The sequence below is a fragment of the Methylomonas sp. Uni0009 genome (assembly GCF_054188105.3).
In genome coordinates, this window is sequence record NZ_JBTAFN010000001.1 from 3885576 (window position 1) to 3905157 (window position 19582).

General features: G+C 51.5%; 16 protein-coding genes and 1 tRNA gene. 10 read left to right on the plus strand and 7 right to left on the minus strand.

Features of this window, described 5'->3' with window-relative positions; translation table 11 throughout:
* The first annotated feature begins 10 nt into the window (after positions 1–10).
* Together ACWAU0_RS17860 and ACWAU0_RS17865 are read left to right on the plus strand one after the other, a co-directional pair.
* Complete coding sequence (locus ACWAU0_RS17860) at positions 11–1267, plus strand: DUF58 domain-containing protein (RefSeq protein WP_458137462.1); 1257 nt, start codon at positions 11–13, stop codon at positions 1265–1267.
* Entirely contained in the window at positions 1264–2637 is a 1374-nt protein-coding gene (locus ACWAU0_RS17865) for a DUF4129 domain-containing protein (protein ID WP_458137463.1), read from the plus strand. The genes ACWAU0_RS17860 and ACWAU0_RS17865 overlap by 4 nt, the downstream gene beginning before the upstream one ends.
* Here ACWAU0_RS17865 and ACWAU0_RS17870 read toward each other — a convergent pair.
* Positions 2634–5027: a phosphoketolase family protein gene (locus ACWAU0_RS17870; RefSeq protein ID WP_458137464.1), complete on the minus strand. Its 2394-nt coding sequence runs from the start codon at positions 5025–5027 to the stop codon at positions 2634–2636. The genes ACWAU0_RS17865 and ACWAU0_RS17870 overlap by 4 nt on opposite strands.
* A 297-nt stretch (positions 5028–5324) precedes the next feature.
* Here ACWAU0_RS17870 and ACWAU0_RS17875 point away from each other — a divergent pair, with 297 nt between their 5' ends.
* From ACWAU0_RS17875 to ACWAU0_RS17885, 3 genes are read left to right on the plus strand one after another with little or no spacing between them, the layout of a single operon-like run.
* Positions 5325–5558 (plus strand): FeoA family protein, encoded by a 234-nt coding sequence (locus ACWAU0_RS17875; RefSeq protein WP_033156249.1) that lies wholly within the window; start codon positions 5325–5327, stop codon positions 5556–5558.
* Positions 5555–7870, plus strand: coding sequence for a Fe(2+) transporter permease subunit FeoB (gene feoB, locus ACWAU0_RS17880; protein WP_458137465.1), 2316 nt, complete (start codon positions 5555–5557; stop codon positions 7868–7870). Before ACWAU0_RS17875 ends, feoB begins: the two co-directional genes overlap by 4 nt.
* Complete coding sequence (locus tag ACWAU0_RS17885; protein WP_033156247.1) at positions 7867–8088, plus strand: FeoC-like transcriptional regulator; 222 nt, start codon at positions 7867–7869, stop codon at positions 8086–8088. Before feoB ends, ACWAU0_RS17885 begins: the two co-directional genes overlap by 4 nt.
* Positions 8089–8133: 45 nt before the next feature.
* On the opposite strand, the gene ACWAU0_RS17890 is transcribed toward ACWAU0_RS17885, so the two are convergent.
* The 3 genes from ACWAU0_RS17890 to ACWAU0_RS17900 form a co-directional block, all read right to left on the minus strand.
* A complete protein-coding gene (locus ACWAU0_RS17890) occupies positions 8134–8424 on the minus strand; it encodes a hypothetical protein (RefSeq protein ID WP_458137466.1) in 291 nt (96 codons plus the stop codon).
* Positions 8425–8495: 71 nt separating this feature from the next.
* On the minus strand, positions 8496–9449 hold the full coding sequence (locus ACWAU0_RS17895) for a YVTN family beta-propeller repeat protein (RefSeq protein ID WP_458137467.1): 954 nt from the start codon (positions 9447–9449) through the stop codon (positions 8496–8498).
* A 69-nt stretch (positions 9450–9518) separates the two neighbouring features.
* Entirely contained in the window at positions 9519–10112 is a 594-nt protein-coding gene (locus ACWAU0_RS17900; protein ID WP_033156245.1) for an SRPBCC family protein, read from the minus strand.
* A 127-nt stretch (positions 10113–10239) separates the two neighbouring features.
* Here ACWAU0_RS17900 and sbcB point away from each other — a divergent pair, with 127 nt between their 5' ends.
* From sbcB to ACWAU0_RS17915, 3 genes are all read left to right on the plus strand, one after another.
* Positions 10240–11658, plus strand: a complete 1419-nt coding sequence (gene sbcB / locus ACWAU0_RS17905; protein ID WP_458137468.1) for an exodeoxyribonuclease I — start codon at positions 10240–10242, stop codon at positions 11656–11658.
* 125 nt (positions 11659–11783) lie between these two features.
* Positions 11784–12965, plus strand: a complete 1182-nt coding sequence (locus tag ACWAU0_RS17910; RefSeq protein ID WP_458137469.1) for a pyridoxal phosphate-dependent aminotransferase — start codon at positions 11784–11786, stop codon at positions 12963–12965.
* 117 nt (positions 12966–13082) lie between these two features.
* Positions 13083–13169, plus strand: a tRNA-Leu gene (locus ACWAU0_RS17915).
* A gap of 420 nt (positions 13170–13589) precedes the next feature.
* On the opposite strand, the gene ACWAU0_RS17920 is transcribed toward ACWAU0_RS17915, so the two are convergent.
* Together ACWAU0_RS17920 and relB are read right to left on the minus strand one after the other, a co-directional pair.
* Complete coding sequence (locus ACWAU0_RS17920) at positions 13590–14852, minus strand: type II toxin-antitoxin system HipA family toxin (RefSeq protein WP_458137470.1); 1263 nt, start codon at positions 14850–14852, stop codon at positions 13590–13592.
* Positions 14849–15082 carry a type II toxin-antitoxin system RelB family anti-toxin gene (gene relB / locus ACWAU0_RS17925; protein WP_458137471.1) on the minus strand — a complete coding sequence of 78 codons (234 nt, stop codon included), beginning with the start codon at positions 15080–15082 and terminating at the stop codon, positions 14849–14851. The genes ACWAU0_RS17920 and relB overlap by 4 nt, the downstream gene beginning before the upstream one ends.
* Before the next feature lie 241 nt (positions 15083–15323).
* On the opposite strand from relB, the gene ACWAU0_RS17930 reads away from it, so the two are divergent.
* Positions 15324–15875, plus strand: a complete 552-nt coding sequence (locus ACWAU0_RS17930; RefSeq protein ID WP_458137472.1) for a hypothetical protein — start codon at positions 15324–15326, stop codon at positions 15873–15875.
* 234 nt (positions 15876–16109) lie between these two features.
* Here ACWAU0_RS17930 and ACWAU0_RS17935 read toward each other — a convergent pair whose 3' ends face one another.
* Positions 16110–16334, minus strand: coding sequence for a hypothetical protein (locus tag ACWAU0_RS17935; protein WP_458137473.1), 225 nt, complete (start codon positions 16332–16334; stop codon positions 16110–16112).
* 257 nt (positions 16335–16591) lie between these two features.
* Here ACWAU0_RS17935 and ACWAU0_RS17940 point away from each other — a divergent pair, with 257 nt between their 5' ends.
* Positions 16592–19528 carry a UvrD-helicase domain-containing protein gene (locus tag ACWAU0_RS17940; RefSeq protein WP_458137474.1) on the plus strand — a complete coding sequence of 979 codons (2937 nt, stop codon included), beginning with the start codon at positions 16592–16594 and terminating at the stop codon, positions 19526–19528.
* Positions 19529–19582 lie beyond the last annotated feature (54 nt).

The following is a 19582-nucleotide window of genomic DNA, read 5'->3' on the forward strand; positions in this document are numbered from 1 at the left end:
CTAGACCACAATGGCGCTCAGGCTGAAATTTTTAATCTTGTGCGGCTTTACGCTGGCCGCGTATCTGGCGGCGATCAGCCGCGAACAGAGTCTGCCTTGGTTGCTCGCTGCATTGCTCAGTGCCGCCTTATTGACCGGCATGCTCTGGCCGCGTTGGTTGCTTCAACGTTTATCGGTGCGGCGGGTCGGGCCGCAACGGGCGTTGGAAGGCGAAACCATCGTGTTTCGGGTCGACCTACAAAATCGCGGCTGGCTGCCGCGCTTCATGGTGGAGTTGGTCGACCGCTTGCCTTTCGTCAATGCCGCCGAACAGGGCGCCAACGACGGTGACAAATTGCTGGGCAGCGTCGCTTACGTGCCGGGCCGCGGCGCGCGTAGTTTCGATGTACCCTTGCTGTGCGAAAAGCGCGGCTTTTATAAACTGGGGCCAATGGGCTTGGCGTCCAGTTTTCCGTTGGGCTTAGCAGAGGCGCGCAGCCGCGCCGATCGTTCCCGGCAAACCCTGACCATTTATCCGAAGGTCTTTCCGATTCTATCACTGCCGCTGTTCGGCGCACCCAGCCAAATTCACCGCGGTGGTTATTGTCTGCCGGAAGGCGCCGGTGCGGCGGAATTCTCCGGGCTGCGCGAATACCGGCGCGGCGACAACCCTCGGCATATCCATTGGCCGACTACGGCGCGCTTGAATGAGTTGATGGTCAAGGAGTTCGAACCTTTGGCGTCGGCCTGCATCTGCATCGCCCTGGATTTGGCCAAGGACGCCAATATCGGCCGCGGCAAGCACAGTACCCTGGAATACGCGATACGCATCGCCGCCTCCGTGGCGGCTTATGCCTGTGGCCAGAATATGCACAGCCGCGTGTTGGCTGATGCCGCGCAGCCTTTACGGATTCTATCCGGCAAGGGCGATTTTCATTACCAAGCCATCCTGGATGCGCTGGCAATTGCGGAGGCCGACGGCGACACGCCGTATGCCAAATTGCTGACCGAGATTGCGTTGAATTGCGTGCGCGGCGAAACGGTCGTGCTGTTATTGGCGGAGCCGCCGCATCGCAATGCCGAAACCCTGCAGGCGCTGGCTTTGCTGCGGGCCAAGGGCGTGTATTTATTCGCGGTATTGTTTGAACGTGACAGCTTTCTAAATGCCGCCAGTTGGCCCCGTCGCGACAGCAGCGACCGGACATTGAACGCCGGTTTATTGGAATTGGGCGCGCATTGCGTCACGGTTCGGCGAGGCGACGACTTAACGGCGCTGTTTAACCGATGACCGCATCGCCGCTGAGTTTTCCAGTCTATGTGGGATTGTTTCTAGCGCAATGGCTGGCCGTCGCCTGTAATGCGTTTTTGGATATTGAATACGGCAGCTTTGCGCGGGAAATGCTGTTCTGGGCTATCGTATTCGGTGGCACGTCGATTGTAGGCTGGCGGCAAATCCACTGGCTTTCGGGAGCGGGCAAGGTTTGGCAAAAGGCGGTGTTGTTTATCGGTTTCTTGCTGTTCGTATTGGTATTTATGCCGATTTGGGGTATGCCGCGCGCCGGGTTATATCTATTGGCGATGTTGCAGGCTTCCTACAATTGCGTTACCTCCGGCCGGCGCGAGATGAATCTGGGGTTGTTGGTGTCGTTGGCGATAGTATTGTTTGCCGCCTCGCATTACCGCGCCGACTGGACCATGTTGTTTTATCTAGCGCCTTATATCGTGACGGTGGTGTTTTGTCTGGTTGCCGAACAAGTCCAGCGGCGCGGCGCGGACTTGCAGCGTTTGAGCCTTGGCCGGCCCAGCAGCCAAGGGCAGGGCGCCGCTATTTTGGCAGCCACCGCCGCCATCGTGCTGATCGGTGGCGGGCTTTATCTGATAACGCCGCAAATCAACTGGCCTTATCTGGAGTGGCGTTTCGGCCAGGTCAGCTTGCAAAATCCCGGCGGTGATATCGAACAAGCCGGCAGCGGCGGCCAAACCGGTTCCGGTCAGCTAGCCGAAAAAGCGGGTGGCGAGCAACAACAAGCTGCGGGTGGAGGAGAGGGCACGGGCCAACAATGGCAAGCCGGCAGCCGCTGCCCGAACCCGACGGACATGCGTGCCGCCGCTAAGCGAGTCAATATGCCTGCCTGGCAGGCGGCGGCGATCGACGGTATTGCCGACCTTAGCGAATCGGCGCAACAAGCTTTGGTACCGGCTGTGGCGGTAATTTTCGACTGGTGGGAGTGGTTGAAACAATGGCTGCGCGAGCACTGGCTGGCGGCGTTATTGGGTTTGCTGGCTTTGATTTTACTGGTCATTTTACTGGCGTTCGGGGCTTTGTTGCGGGAAATCCCTTGGGTAATTTGGCTAATAACCCAATGGGACTATCTGCGTTTGGGTGTGATCGGTCGCCATGCCGGCGGCGAAACCGCCGCCCGCCAGTATTACCGAGCGATGTCGCGCTTGTTTGCATTGCACGACGTGCCACGCGCCGATACCGCCAACACCCGCGAATATCTGGCGCAAATCAATCGTCGGCATCGCGATGCGCGGCGCAGTGCGGCGGAAATCACCGGTTTGTTCGAAGCGGCCCGTTACGGCGATAAACCGTTAGCGGACGCGCATATTAGGCGCATGCGGCAGTTGTACCGCACAATTTATCGTCAACTTTAATACGGCCAGTGCCATCGATCGTCTTCCGGCCGGTCTATGCCGTGCTCGTAAGCGTAGTTGCGGCAATCGATTTGCCGGTCACGCAGTTTTTCCTTGACGTGGGCGCCGGATACTTGCAAAGCCGGAATCCGATCTATCGCATCGATTGCCAGGCTGAAACGGTCGGTTTCGTTTTGAATGGCTAGTTCCAGCGGGGTGTTAATACTGCCTTTTTCCTTGTAGCCGCGCACATGCAGATTACTATGGTTATGGCGCCGATAGGCCAGTCTATGGATCAGCCAGGGATAACCGTGGAAGTTGAAGATCACCGGTTTATCGACGGTAAACAAACTGTCGAAATCCCGATCCGACAGACCGTGCGGATGCTCACTGGCCGGCACTAGCTTGTACAAATCCACCACGTTGATGAAACGAATTTTCAATTGTGGAAAGTGCTCTCGCAACAAAACCACCGCAGCCAAGGCTTCCTTGGTGGGAATGTCGCCGGCGCTGGCCATCACCAGATCGGGCTCGGCACCATCGTCATTACTGGCCCATTCCCAAATACCGATGCCCTTGGTGCAATGTTTGATCGCCGCGTCCATATCCAGGTATTGCAGATGTTTTTGTTTGTCGCAAACTATCACGTTAATGTAGTCGGTACTTTGCAAACAATGGTTGGCAACAGACAGCAGGCAGTTAACATCGGGCGGCAAATAGATGCGCGTTACCGACGGGCTTTTGTTGACGACCAAGTCCAAAAAGCCGGGGTCCTGATGCGTAAAGCCATTGTGATCCTGCCGCCAGACCGTCGAGGTTATCAACAAGTTTAGCGAGGAGACCGGCGCCCGCCAGGATACAGCCTTGGACATGGCCAGCCATTTGGCGTGTTGATTGAACATGGAATCTATGACATGTACAAAGGCTTCGTAGGACGAAAAAAAGCCGTGGCGTCCGGTTAGTAAATAGCCTTCCAGCCAGCCTTCCAGAGTATGTTCAGAGAGCATTTCCATCACCCGGCCATCCGTCGCCAGTTCGCCGCCGTCGGCATCTTCCGGCAGATAATCCGCCAGCCAGGTTTTCTTACTGGCTTTGTAAACATCATCCAGTTTATTGGAGCTGTTTTCGTCGGGGCCAAACACCCGAAAGTTGTGCATATTGGCGTTCATGATGTCGCGCAAAAACTTGCCCAGCGGCCGGGTATTTTCCGCCGACACTTTACCGTGGCCGTCCAACGCCAAGGCATAATCTTGAAAATCCGGCATCCGTAAAGCCTTACGCAACAGACCACCGTTGGCATGTGGGTTCGCGCTCATCCGCCGGCTGCCTTGTGGAGCCAGGGCTTTTAATTCGGGAATCAGCTTGCCATTCTCATCGAACAATTCTTCCGGTTTGTAACTGTGCAGCCAGTCAGACAATAATTGCATATGCGCCGGGTTGTCTTTCACGCCGGCCAGCGGTACTTGATGGGAGCGCCAAAAGGCTTCGACTTTATGCCCATCCACGTCTTTCGGCCCGGTCCAGCCTTTCGGGCTGCGTAAGATAATCATCGGCCAATGCGGCCGGGTAGGGATGCCGCTTGCGCGGGCTTCTTGCTGGATCCGCCGAATCTCCAGTACGCAAGTTTCCAGTACACCAGCCATCAGCTGATGCATGGTTTCGGGATCGCTACCTTCGACGAAATAGGGCGTATAGCCGTAGCCGCGAAACAGTTGTTCCAGCTCTTCATGAGGAATCCGTGATAACAAAGTCGGATTGTTGATCTTGTAGCCGTTTAGATGCAGGATGGGCAACACCGCGCCGTCGCGGATCGGATTCAGAAATTTATTCGAATGCCACGATGTAGCGAGCGGCCCGGTTTCGGCTTCGCCGTCGCCGACCACCACCGCCACCAGCAAATCCGGATTATCGTAAGCGGCGCCATAAGCATGGGAAATGCTGTAACCCAACTCGCCGCCTTCATGGATCGAGCCCGGCGTCTCCGGGGTGCAGTGGCTGCCGATGCCACCTGGGAACGAAAATTCTTTAAAAAACTGCAATAGACCTTCTTCGTCTTCGCCTTTGTTTGGGTAGATTTCCGCGTAAGTGCCTTCGAGATAGACTGGTGCCAACACTCCCGGCGCACCGTGACCAGGGCCAGCCAGAAATATCGCGTTAAGATCGTATTGTTTGATCAGCCGGTTGAGATGTACGTAGATAAAGCTCAAACCGGGACTGGAACCCCAGTGGCCGAGCAGCCGGTTTTTGATGTGGTCCGGTTTCAGCGATTCTTTTAATAAAGGGTTATCGCGTAGATAAATCATGCCGGCCGCTAAATAATTGCAGGCTCGCCAATAGGCGTTGATGCCTTTTAGTTCTTTTTGGCTCAGTGGTGAGATAACCGCTGGTAAAGCTGTTTCCAGTGTCGTCATGCGCTAACTCCTTTGTTGACCAGAACGTGTTTCCGCGCTACCAGAACGGCGTGGAAATTCCTGGATTAGTGTAGTGTAGTGTAGTGTAGTGTATGCTTGCGCAACTCAAAAATAGCGAATTACCGATAAAATTTGGCATCGTGGCAAAAGCGTGTTTTCGCAATCCATATAATTTAACATAATATACATTATGCGAACTTATTGCAATCTGTAGTTATTCGGTAAACTAATATTGTCATCCCTTTGGGATGATGTGCTATATTGCAACTTAATGAGAACAATTATTAATTAGTTTGCATGTCGACATATCTTAAAGCGCTGGCGACTGGCGATACAGGCCGTATAGTTGGATTCGATCAATCGGGTGGAGTTTATCGCAAGAAGTTGTTGGCCATGGGTTTAACACCAGGCACTGAATTTACAATTACGCGATTTGCACCGATGGGCGATCCGGTTGAAATCAAAATTCGCGGCTTTTCGTTGTCGCTGCGTAAAAACGAGGCCTCCGTCTTACTTATAGAAAAAATATGAGTATGGATTTTACTGTTGGCGTGGTTGGTAACCCAAATTGCGGAAAAACCACACTGTTCAATGCACTGACCGGCTCCAGGCAACACGTCGGCAATTGGCCTGGTGTGACTGTTGAACAAAAAACCGGCGAATACGCGCACCAAGGCAAACAGATAAGCCTGGTCGATCTACCCGGCACTTATTCACTAGAAGCCGATGACGACAGTATCTCCCTGGACGAAAAAGTCGCGCGCGATTATGTCGCTTCTCGCCAAGCTGATTTAATCATTAACATCGTCGATGCCTCCAATATAGAACGAAACCTTTATCTAACCTCGCAATTGATAGAAATGCGGGTGCCGATGATTTTGGTACTGAACATGATGGATGCGGTAAAAAAGCGCGGCATCAAGATCGACATCGAACTGCTTACCAAACAAATGGCTTGCCCGGTAGTACCGGTTACCGCCGCTACGGGTTCCGGCATTAAGGAATTACGCGACCTTATCAATAAAGCCTGCCTCAGCAAGCCCATTCCCGCATTACAAGTCAATTACCATCCCGCTATAGAACAAGCTGTCAGTCAATTACAGCCCCTATTGGCTCAGCAATCTGTCGATTTAATTTGTGACAGCCGCTGGCTTGCCTTGCGCTTACTTGAAAATGATACCTTGGCAAAACAACTTGCCGGCCCTGAACTACAAAAAATTGCAGAACAATTGCGCGCGGATATCGAAACGCAAACTCAAGATGAAATCGACATACTCGCGGCCGACGCGCGCTACGGTTTGGTTAATCAACTGGTACAAACCAGCGTCTGCAAACTTAACGAGGTTTCCCGCAGCACCACCGATAAAATCGACAGCGTGGTGTTAAATCGATTTTTGGGGATTCCGATTTTCTTGTTGGTCATGTATGCCATGTTCATGTTTACCATCAACATTGGCAGTGCTTTCGTTGACTTTTTCGACAAAGCGGTCGGTGCGTTACTGGTGGACGGTTTAAGCGAACTATTAACTGGCATGAATTGGCCTGCTTGGCTTGTGGTGTTGATCAGCAGCGGCATCGGCGGCGGTATTCAAGTGGTGTCTACCTTTATCCCCATTGTCGGCTTTTTATTCATATTTTTATCGATGCTGGAAGATTCCGGCTACATGTCCAGAGCCGCCTTTGTAATGGACCGGTTCATGTGCATCATCGGCCTGCCCGGCAAATCATTTGTGCCGATGATCGTCGGTTTTGGCTGCAATGTACCGGCCATTATCGCGACCCGGACGCTGGATAATCAGCGTGACCGGGTATTGACCAATTTGATGAATCCGTTCATGTCCTGCGGCGCCCGCCTGCCCGTTTATGCCTTGTTTGCTGCGGCCTTTTTCCCGGTTGGCGGCCAGAATCTGGTGTTTGGTTTGTATTTGTTCGGTATTGTGGTGGCGGTGTTGACCGGTTTAATCATGCGTCACACCTTGCTGCGCGGCTCCCCTACTCCTTTTTTGATGGAACTACCCGCATACCATTTGCCCACTTTGCAAGGTGTCTACACCAAAACCTGGGAACGCTTGAAAACCTTTATCTTCAACGCAGGCAAAGTCATCGTGCCTATGGTACTGGTGTTAAATGTATTAAATTCTTTGGGTACGGACGGTAGTTTCGGACAGGAAAATAGCGATAAATCAGTACTAAGCGAAATCGGCCGCGCATTGACACCTGTATTCCACCCCATGGGTATCGCCCACGATAACTGGCCGGCGACCGTCGGCATCTTTACCGGCGTGTTGGCTAAGGAAGCCGTAGTCGGGACGTTGGATGCGTTGTACAGTCAAATGGCCGTTTCCGATCATACCGAAGAAGAAAAAAGCTTTGATTTACAGCAAGCCCTGTTAGAGGCTTGTCAAACGGTACCGGACAACCTGACGGCCATTGCCGACAAGCTGCTGGACCCATTGGGATTGGGTATCGCCAATATCTCCGATCAGGCTGCGGCAGCGGAACAGCAGCAAGTCAAACTCGATACTTTCGGCGTCATGCAAGCCCATTTTGATGGTCAGATCGGTGCCTTCGCCTATTTGCTGTTTATATTATTGTATGCGCCCTGCGTAGCCGCCACTGCGGCAATATACAAAGAAACCAACGGCAGCTGGGCTTTGTTTGTGGTGTGCTGGACTACTTTTGTGGCTTACTTGACCGCTACCCTCTTCTACCAAGGCATGACTTATGCCCAGCACCCCGATTCAGCTGTCGTCTGGATATTGGCATTAACGCTTATCTTTGCCGGAGTACTATTCCTGTTGCGATTTTACGGCGTGCGCCAAGCCAGTGGTGTCCCGCAATGATATTGTCCGACTTACGCAGTTATTTGCAGGAAAAACGCCGAGTCACTTTGAGTGATCTTGTGTTGCACTTTCACATGGATGCCGACGCTTTACGCGGCATGCTGGGCAAGTGGATCAACAAAGGCAAAGTACGATTAAGTCCTGTCGGCGCTTCCTGCGGCACTAGTTGCTGCAAATGCGATCCGGCTTTGACAGAGATATATGAATGGGTGGATTAGTATAGCGAGGCTTATTAAACAAACGCCTCGCTAAACTGAAGCGGTTTATTTGGCTTCCGCCAACCAACCCTGTAGCGCGTCGATTAACTCTTGCGCTTGTTTTTCGCTGGAAATATTGAATTTAGATTTTTGCTGATATTCGCCGTTGCGTTTTTGATAGCGGCGAATGCTAAATCTATCCTGGCTATATTGATTTTTAGCCGGCTCCCAATCCTGATAACGGTAAATAACCGTCGCCCAAGCGCCCTTGCTCAGGACTTTTTTGTCCAGTTCTTTGACAGTTTCAACGCCGCCGTCTTCGTAACTAATGGTTAAATCTTCAACGGTTTCAGCCATATATTTCTCAATGAGGTTAGCAACGGCGCGCAGTCTACCATACATGCGCGACCATCAAAATGCCGAATCACCTAGCGCGCAATGAACTCGCCAAAAGCACGGCTGCCCTCCCCCGTTTTGATCGTGTTCACCACTTTCAGGGTTTTAGCGTCGATGACGGACACATTATTGTCAAACCAGTTGGCAACATAGACGTTCTGGTCGTCCGGATGCGTGCTGATGCCTTCCGGCTTATCGCCGACTGCGACCACGTCAATTTGCTTATATGTGGTGGTATCAACGACCGATACGGTGCTATCGTCCTGATTAGTAACAAACAGCAGGCTATCGTTCAACGCCAGTGCAACCGCATACGGCCTGGCGCCAACCTTGATGGTAGCCAAACGCTTTAGACTGCGGGCGTCCAAAACGGTCACATTGTCACTTTCCACGTTAGCGGAATACAAACGCTTACCCTGACTATCCACCGCTATGCCAAACGGATGCGCGCCGACTTTGGTGGTATTACGGATAGTCAGTTTGCTTAAATCGATTTGCGAAATCGAATCGTCGATACGATTGGCAACGTATAACCAGCGGTTGTCCGGACTAACGGTCATGCCGGACGGCGATTTGCCGACCGTAAGCGTTTTAATTTTCGCGAAGTTTTTGGTATCAAAAACCGTCACAGAATTTTCATACCAATCAGCGACAAATACCTGCTCGCCCTTTCTGTCCGCGGTGATCCCTAGAGAAGCGCCGCCGACCTTAACCTTGGTCAATTTAGTGAGTTTTTCGCTATCCAAAACCGCAAATCCGCCACCTTCCGGGGTGCTGATATATACCTGTTTCTTCGGTTGATTCAGCGCAACGCCAGCCGGCTTACCTTCCACTTTGATCGTTTCAATGACCTGTTGGCTTTTGGTATCGATAACAGATACCGAATTATCCAACTGATTGGTAATAAAAGCGCGCGAATCAGCGCTAACGCCGGATGCGGATGCACCGAGCAATGAAAAAGCCAACAACGAATATCTGATGCGCATGGTGAGAATGACAGGAATGGGGGGGCGAGGGTTCTCGGCGCGAATGACCGAGAACCGAATAACAAAAGCTTAGCGTTTAATATCGATCTCAACTGCGGCGGAACCAGAGCCAACTTTCTTGGCAATCGCTTCCAGACCGGTTTTCAAAACATTGCTAACCGCTTTATCGGCAGTTTCTTCGTTCAACTCCGCTGGTGGGTTGTTGTTAACATAGGCACGGTAATAAGTGGCTACCCACTCGATTTCGGCTTTACCGCCTTTGTCGTTCACGGACAATTCCGCCGCATAGTTACCGACTGGCAATACTGGCAGCGGCTCGTCTTGACCGGCGTGTTTAATGGTGCCGGTTGAGCTCATATCGGTGATTTTGTATTTGTAAGAGAATTTCGCTGCGTCATAGGCTTTTAATTCTTCTGTGATGGTACCGTTCGCCAAAGTCAACACGCGGATAGCGCCTTTATTATTGGTGCCGTCGCCTTTCACGCTTTTAATGCCTGGGTGCCAAGACATATCATCGTAGTTCTTGATCAAATCCCACACTTTGGCTGCTGGAGCATCAACAGTGATGGTGGCTGTCATTTTTGCTCTGACCGGACCATGAGCATGGGCAAAACCGGCGAACAAAAATAAAACGGTTGAAACGAGCAACGAGGTTTTTTTCATAACACTTTCCTATGATGGACACATAAAATGGAGCGGGCGATTATAAAATAAAATCCGTCCGCAAGTATTCGCAAAAGCATGTTTGCGGAAATTTTCCCGACTCCGCCATCCTACCCGCACGTATTTAATGACTACAGCTACTTTTTTCTGGCACGATTACGAAACCTTCGGCATCGATCCGCAACGCGACCGGCCTTGTCAGTTTGCCGGCATCCGCACGGATGTGGATTTCAACATCATCGGCCAGCCCGTCATGGCCTACTGCCAGCCCGCCGACGATTACTTGCCACACCCCGAAGCCTGCCTGATAACCGGTATTACCCCGCAATTGGCCGCCGAAAAAGGCGTTTGCGAAGCGGCGTTTGCCGCCATTATCAATCAGCAACTCGCCGAACCCGGTACCTGCGGCGTCGGTTACAACAGCATCCGTTTCGACGATGAAGTGACTCGCAACCTGCTTTACCGTAATTTTTACGATCCCTATGCGCGCGAATGGCAAAACGGCAACTCGCGCTGGGATATTATCGATGTAGTGCGCGCCGCCAAAGCCTTGAGACCGGAAGGCATCGAGTGGCCGGTTAATGCCGACGGTGTTGCCAGCTTTAAATTGGAAGAACTCACCAAAGCCAACGGTATCGCCCATGAAGCGGCGCACGATGCGTTATCGGACGTGTATGCAACCATCGCAATGGCTAAATTAATCAGGGAGCGGCAGCCAAAACTATTCAACTACTTATTGAACAATCGTTATAAAAACACTGCGCTAAACCTATTACAACTGGGTAGCTTTAAACCCTTAATTCATGTCTCTGGCCGCTTTTCGGCTCGGAATAATAACTTGGCCGTGATTCTGCCCTTAGCGCAGCACCCTAGCAATAACAACGAAGTCATCGTTTACGATCTTTCCGTCGATCCGGCACCTTTACTTGAGTTAAGCGCAGAAGAGATTCAACAGCGGCTGTTTGTTGCCACCGAAGCACTGCCGGAAGGCATTGCCAGGATCCCCTTAAAAACCGTACATATCAACAAATCGCCGGTGTTGGCGCCGTTGTCGGTGATACGCCCGGCCGATGCTGAACGCTTGCAACTCGACTTGGACTTGTGTCTATCCCATTTGCAGGGGATTCAGGCGGCGCCGACTTTAGCGGAAAAGCTGTCGCAAGTCTTTACCCGGCAATATCAAGACTCACCTACCGATCCTGATTTGATGATTTATAGCGGCGGTTTTTTCAGCAACAAAGACAAGGCGGCCATGGCCCGGATCAGGCAAGCCAAACCCAGCGAGCTATCCGAATTTGACACCGATTTCGACGATGCCCGTTTGCCGGAAATGCTGTTTCGCTATCGCGCCCGGAATTATCCGCATACCCTATCCAGGGAAGACGCCCAACTCTGGCAGCAATATTGCCGGGACAAACTAAACGGTATACTGGCGACCGGCGGGCTGACGCTAGAGCAGTTCAACGCCAAAATTAAACTACTGCGGGACGAGCCAAATGTAAATCAATCGATACTGAACGATTTGGCAGCCTATGCGGAAGAGTGACGCTTAAAATTTTCGAATTGATGTTTTTAACGATTTAAAAGCCAGCAGATCGTTTCAGGAATAAGGCGCTTTTAGCGTTATGCCGTATAATGGCGACCATTTGAGTGAATTTCGACCGAGGCATCATGAGCATTAACCTGTCTAACCGCGTAAAAGCGGTCAAACCCTCCCCTACCCTGGCCATTACCGCCCGTGCCGCTGCGATGCGCGCCGCCGGCAAAGACATTATCGGCCTGGGCGCCGGCGAGCCGGATTTCGATACGCCGGAGCATATTAAAGCCGCCGCCATTAAAGCCATCAACTCTGGATTTACCAAATACACCGCCGTGGACGGTACGGCCGGCTTGAAAAAAGCCATCATTGCCAAGTTCAAACGCGATAACGGTTTGGACTATCAGCCCAATCAAATTCTGGTGTCCTGCGGCGGCAAACAAAGCTTTTTCAACTTGGCGCAAGCGCTGCTTAACCCTGGCGACGAAGTCATCATCCCCGCCCCTTACTGGGTATCCTATCCGGATATGGTCCTGCTGGCCGATGGCGTCCCGGTGATTTTAGAAGCCGGACAAACGCAAAACTTTAAGATCACCCCGGCACAATTGCGCGCCGCGATTACTCCAAAAACCCGCCTATTGGTCATTAACAGTCCTTCCAACCCAACGGGCGCTGCGTATAGCCTGGAAGAATTAAAAGCACTGGGCGACGTGTTATTGGATTTTCCTGAGGTGTTGATCGCAACCGACGACATGTACGAATTGATCCTCTGGAATAAAGGCGAATTCGTCAACATTCTGAATGCCCACCCCGGCTTTTATGATCGCACCATCGTCTTAAACGGTGTATCCAAAGCCTATTCCATGACCGGTTGGCGGATCGGCTATGCCGCCGGCCCGGCACCGTTGATCGAAGCCATGTGCATCATCCAATCGCAAAGCACTTCTAACCCCACATCGATTTCCCAAGTGGCAGCGGAAGAAGCGCTGAACGGCGACCAAGGTTGCATCGACACGATGATGGTGGAATTTAAAAAGCGCCACGATTACGTGGTTGCCGAACTGAACAGCATTGATGGTATTGAATGCTTACCTACCGACGGCACCTTCTACGTGTTCCCGAATGTGGAAAAGCTGTTGAGTCGACTGGATGGCATCAACGACGATCTAGAGTTTGCCGAATACCTAATCGAAAAAGCCGGCGTGGCCTTGGTGCCGGGTTCGGCATTTGGCTGTCCGGGCCACATTAGAATCTCCATTGCCACCAGCATGACCTATCTGGAAAATGCCTTACTCAGAATCAAACAAGCGGTTTAAGGCCTATTAGGATTTGTCATCGCGAACGGATAAACCGACATTAATTTGCCATTTTTCAATTGACAAATTTAATCAATGCTATACAATTCGCGGCCTTCGCACTTCATCAGTAAGAAGGCCTCGGTGGCGAAATAGGTAGACGCACGAGACTTAAAATCTCGCGACCGAAAGGTCGTACCGGTTCGATTCCGGTCTGAGGCACCATAAAAATTAAGGACTTTGGTTTACACCTGGTCCTTTTTTTATGCCTAATGATTGCCACGTTCCCTTTGAATAACGCCTCGGTAAAACTGGTTGAACATGAAGAAAATATTTCACTTTAAACGCAGAAATCCGCCGCTGCTATGGCGCCTCAAGTGGTTTCTAGTTTTAGTCACCATCGGCTGCTTGGAAATACTCCCGGTCCCGGTCACCGACTCAATCCTGATATTTGTCTTAATCTACAGACCACTGTGGTTCAAAAATGTGGTCAACAAGCTCTATTCTCATCTGCCCTCTGCATCACCAGAGGAAAGCGAGCTATCCTATTTTTCCAAATATCAATTAGATCACCCCAAGCATTTCAATAAGTGACAGTCACCGGCCTTGCTATAGTCTGTGTCGCGTATCCAAGAGCTTTGCAGTTTAATCAAACCCGGCGAACCGCCTGACTGTCAACGCCGCGCGTTGCTCGATCAGCTCTACGATTTGTCCAACCACTGGGTTTCCAGCAAATTCATGATCCACCGAAGCCTGCAAAGTATGCGCGACATGCGGTAGCCGTTGGCATAAACCAAGAATACGTTTTCGGGTTTGCGCCACCGACAAACCCGCCGCTTGGGCAAAGCGGTCCCAGTGTCTTGCCTGCACTTCGCTGAAATTGTATTTGCCACCCAACTGCATTGCCATCTTGGGCGTCAGGTTGGGATAAACGGCGGTTGACAGGACGTCATAAAGTGGCGCCAGAACGGCACCCTTGTCGGCATACAAGATAGAAAAGTTCTTGGCATGGGCGTCGTGGTTGCCAATCAAGGCATTGAAAATGACCGCATCCAGCAGTCGCAACACCTGCGGCGCACTCGGTCGGGTCAGGCGGCGAACCAAATCAAAGCACTGTTCCAAACCCGGCCCACCCTCGTTCTGATATTTCAGTTCCGGTACCACGCCCAGTGCCTGGCAGAAATCTTCCTGATGCAGACGCACGCATTGGCCATTTGCAGCTTGAGTTCTGTCATAACGCTCAACCAGCAGAAATGAGCGGTCGCGAATGGCACAAATCCTCGACTGTGCGGTCTGGAATTGCATCGCACCCGCTAATGCCAGACAGAAACCTTCGTTGATTACACTGTCTGCAACGGCAGCGATGGCCGGTTTGAGAATGTGGCTACTGGGTGCGCCATTGCGTGGCAGACCGATTCGTTGACCATCGAACACCACCGGCAACTTATCCTGAGCGCCCGCCAACGACAGGCGCAAACCATCCTGACCGGCCAGCATCGGCCGCTGCGGCAATTCATCCAGCAAGGCCACTACGTCAGAGTCGGATAGCCAGTCGATTTCATTCGCTGGTTCAGATACAGCGGGTAATCGGTCTGGCGACAACAGCGAAACGGCACCAGCGCATTCGCCGCCGATATGATCGAGCAAGGCAAAGTCGTTCTGCTTCGAGACCTGAAACTGGCGAGCAATCAGTTGGCGTAATTTGCCTTCCGGTAACAGGCCGGCAAAGAACGGCCGTGTCTGTTGGTCGCTGAACGGCTCAACTTGCAACGGTAACGAGCAGGACAAAGGGACGGCGTCGGCATGTTGCAGCCAGTCGGCGCAGTAGCAAAATTGCAGTCTGCCGTCAACCAGGGCCAAATCCCCCACCCGGCGTTCGAATAAATAGACAGCAAGCAAATAGCTCATGGTGTTTGGGTTATATCCGGCAGGCCATCGAGCATGACCTGCCCACCCAGCGCTTCAATCACGCGCATCACCGTTTCCAGACGCACGGTCGGCTTGCCGGCTTCGAGGTCGACGATAAAGCGAACGCCAACACCTGCCGCCAACGCTAGTTCGGATTGAGTTAATTCGAGTTGTTTGCGGGCAGAGCGTAGCGCTTGGCCAAGTTGTTGTGTAGATTGGATGTTGATCATGAGGTTTTTCCCGTTCGGGAAATTATTAGGCGAAAACAACCAACATACAAGTTTAATTTCCCGAACGGGAAATTTAATTTAGAATTTACGATAGACAAGCATTGAAGTTCCCGTTCGGGAAAAATAACCCCTTTCAGTGTCAGCTCTATTCAGCTCGGTCTGACTGTGATGGTTAGCGCTGAATGCTGATGATATAACTTAGGCTAACTGCAAGTACAAACCAAACAATAACCGACAGCAAATGACTAGCAAACAGAAAAAATCCAAAGCAAGCTGGAGCGACGTTAAATCCAAATTGGCTGACGTTGATCGAATTGGTCTGATCGGGCTGATACAAGACCTATACTCAGCCAATAAAGATAATCAAACGTTTCTGCATGCCCGATTCGGGTTGGGTGAGGATATTCTCAAACCCTATAAGGACACGATTTCCCGCTGGATTTGCCCGGATGTCATGCGTAATCAACCTATTTCAGTGGCCAAAGCGAAGAAAGCGATTACCGATTACAAAAAAGCGGTCGGTCAACCTGAAGGACTGGCCGAACTGTCAATTTTCTATTGCGAAGAAGTATTTGTTTTCCTGGGCTACTGCGGCATGGACGATGAAGGGTATTTTGATGCCTTGGTGCGAATGTTCGAACAAGCGTTGAAATATGTCATGGCATTGCCGGAAGCCAAACGCTCGCCGTTTATAGACAGACTCGAGCAAGTTGCGCTGCAAGGCCGGAACGTCGGCTGGGGTGTTGGCGAAGATATGGCAGTATTGTTATCCGAATATGACATTGATGACTAGTAATGCGCTTTTATCCGATCTTCAAACTAATAACGCAAGGCTGATTGCTTTACTCGAAGCACATAACATCGAGTGGAGGTTACCGCCAAGGCTTCCACCAAAAATAGATCCGATACCTGCTCCCGCACTCGGCAATTGAAACTGACTTCGTAAGATCGCTTGTTTCCCAACACAACTCAACATTAGCCTGGACGCCTCTGAAGTATTAGATCAACACGCCTGCAGCATCCTGTCTCACGAGCGTCTGGAGGTGGTGCGTGTCAACACATCCAGGCCCTGGCCCACCAGTAAGCCCGCCAAGACGCCAACGCCCATCGTCGCTTGCAGGTTGGCCGGATGATCAAGTTCGTCGAATTCATCAAGCAGACCGAACGACCGCATAACCTGCACGAAATCGGCAAGCGTTATGTCATCGCCTTCTGGAAAGCCCACCGCGACCTGGCGCCAAAAACCGCCCATGCCTATTGGCTGGCGTTATGCGTGATCTGGGAATGGACTGACAAACCGGGGCAGCCACCCAAACCGATGTGCATAGTCAAAACAATTTCAGATGGCACAGATGACTAAAACCGCTATCAACAAAGTCCGGCAAAATCCATTCGCGACGGCTTTTACTTTGCTTGCTTCGGCCTAAAAATGTTAATTTCCATGTTTTGGCCACTCGATTTACTTGGTAGTCCTGATTCGACATTAGGATTTTGATTTAGTAAGGAAACATGCAGACACCAACCACCACGCAGTCACCACGTTATCAACTCAGTCGTTGGGCCAAGTGGTTTGCTAAGGATCGCCGCTTTCACGCCTTTGTTCTCGAGCAAGAAAAATTGGTGTTAATCGATGAGCACCATAAGCAACTCAAGCTCCAAATCTTGAACCTTCAGCCTGGAATTGGCATCGACTCCGGTTGGTTTTGGGACACTTTGTTGTTTACGTTAAATGATGGCCAAACGCTACGCTTTGGCGGCGTCAATAAAGAACAGTCGGCGTTTTTGCAGGTCTCGATGAAACGCTATGTTAATCAACGCATTCATAGGTTTTACCAGCAGTTAGTACCCGCACTGATACAAGCATCCCAAGAAGCCAGATTGTTGCTTTCCAATAAAAAATACATTCGCCGATCCATAGCTGAACAGTGGATAGGCAATCATTTGTGGTTGGCGGCGGGACTTAAAAGAACGGATTGTCTGCAGCGTTTGCCAGCCGAGCTTCATCAGGATTATCTCGCTATTCGGCCTCTATTGGACGACGCACACCAGCAGGTTGCCAAACTCAATCAAACCTTTATCGCTCGACAGGCTCAGCAATTCAAAGACTTCTTTGATCAGGTCGAAACCAATCCGCTGACCGAAGCGCAACGTAACGCTTGCATCATCGACGAGCAGCATAACTTGGTGCTGGCCGGCGCGGGTACCGGTAAGACCAGCACCATGATCGGCCGCGCGGGTTATCTGATTTACGCAGGCCTGGCAAAACCCGAACAGATATTGATGCTGGCGTATGCCCGCAAAGCGGCACAAGAAATGGAAGAGCGCATCCAGTCCAAACTGGGGATTCAAAACCTGACGGTGAAAACCTTTCATGCCCTGGGTTTAGACATCATTAGCCAGGTTGAAGGTACCATGCCGGCCATCGACAAAATGGCCGAAGACGACACCTTGCGCGCCGCGTTTGTCGATAGTCAAATTCAAAGTTTGCTGGAGGATGAACGTTATCGCTCGCGGCTGCTGACCTATTTTTTGCGCTTTGCCTATCCTTACAAAAGCCAATTCAATTTCAAGAGTTTGGGTGACTACAACGCCTACATCCTCGAAAACGATATTCGTACGCTACAGGGCGAGCTCGTCAAAAGCTACGAGGAGTGCGAGATTGCCAATTTCTTGTATCGACAGGGCATTGCCTACCAATACGAAGCCAATTATCAGGTCAATACCTCTGGCCCGGACTATCGCGTCTACCAACCGGATTTCTTCCTGCCGGCCTACGGCATTTATATCGAACACTTTGCCGTTAACGAACACAATCAAACACCGCCCTTTATCGATCAAGAAAACTACTTGGCCGGTATGACCTGGAAACGGGCATTGCATGAAAAATATCAAACCCCGTTGATCGAAACCTATAGCTACCTGAAACAACAAGGACGACTGACCGAGGTACTCAGCGAAAAATTACGGGCTGCTGGTGTTCAGTTCCAACCTTTGCCGCAAAATGAATTATTGAACCAACTCAATCAGCTAGGCCAGGTATCGGAATTCAGCAAACTGATGGCGCAAATCCTCAGCTTGTTCAAAGCCGCTTACCTCAGTATCAAACAGCTGGTCGAAAAAGCCGACAAGCATGAAGACCAGGAACGCATGCGCGCCGCCGCGCATTTATTTGAACCGATCTACCAAGCCTACCAGCAACAGTTGCGCGACAACGCCACCATCGACTTTGACGATATGATTGGCAGAGCCATTGAATACGTCGAATCCGGACGCTTTAAGTCTCGGTACCAATACTTATTGGTGGACGAGTTTCAGGATATTTCGGCCAGCCGGGCGCGCTTACTGAAAGCCTTGATGTCCCAGCAACCGGAAGCCAGCCTGTTCAGCGTGGGTGATGATTGGCAATCCATCTACCGTTTTACCGGCAGCGACGTTGCACTGACCAAAGACTTTCAAAGCCACTTTGGCGACACGGCAACCAGTGTGCTGGATCAAACCTTTCGCTTCAATAACAAAATCGGTGAAGTGGCGTCGCGCTTCGTCATCCAAAACCCCAGCCAGATCAACAAACAGATCCGTAGCCTGCGACTTGTCGAGCAGGCGGCTGTGTCGCTAATCAAAACCGATCAGGATTTAACCGGTATTCATACGGCGCTTGACGCCATCGCTGGTAAGGCCAAGCCATCCGCGAGTGTTTTGCTGTTAGCGCGGTTCAACTTCAAACGCCCCGATGTCGCCGCCTTGAAGCGTCGTTATCCGCAGCTGTCACTGCAATTCATGACGGTACATGCCTCCAAGGGCAAAGAAGCCGATTACGTGATCGTGTTTGGCTTAGAAAAGGGCGAACACGGCTTTCCATCTGAAAAAGCCACCCATCCCTTGCTGGAGCTGTTGCTGCCTCAGGCCGAGGCCTTCGCACACGCCGAAGAGCGTCGCCTGTTCTACGTGGCATTGACGCGGGCGCGGCATCACGTGTATTTGGTCACCAACGGTCTTAACCCGTCGCCGTTTGTCAGAGAATTAATTGATGGTGAATACACCGTTACGGTCGACGAATTTACCGGCCCCGGCTTTCAAGAGCAGATGGCCGATATCCCCTGTCCAGCGTGCAAAACCGGCTGGATGGTACCGCGAGATAGTCAATACGGCAGCTTTTTCGGCTGCAACCAATATCCACTCTGCAACCACACACAACGGGCTTGCCAATGGTGTGGCGGCGGCTTGAAAGCCCAAGGCCGCTTTCGCGTTTGTGAAATTCGCCGTTGCGACTTCGTAGAACCCATTTGCCCGCGTTGCCAAGGCGCCATGGTGCTGCGCAAAGGCCCGCATGGCCAATTTTGGGGCTGCTCGCATTACCGAAAAAACGCAGCGTTTTCCTGTTCGCATACAGAGCAATTTATCGATCTACAGGCCGGCAAGGTTAAATCAACCGTCAACGTCGCTTAAGAGCGGCTCCGGGCATGGTCTAAACTTGGTCCGATCTAACCAGAGAACTACAGA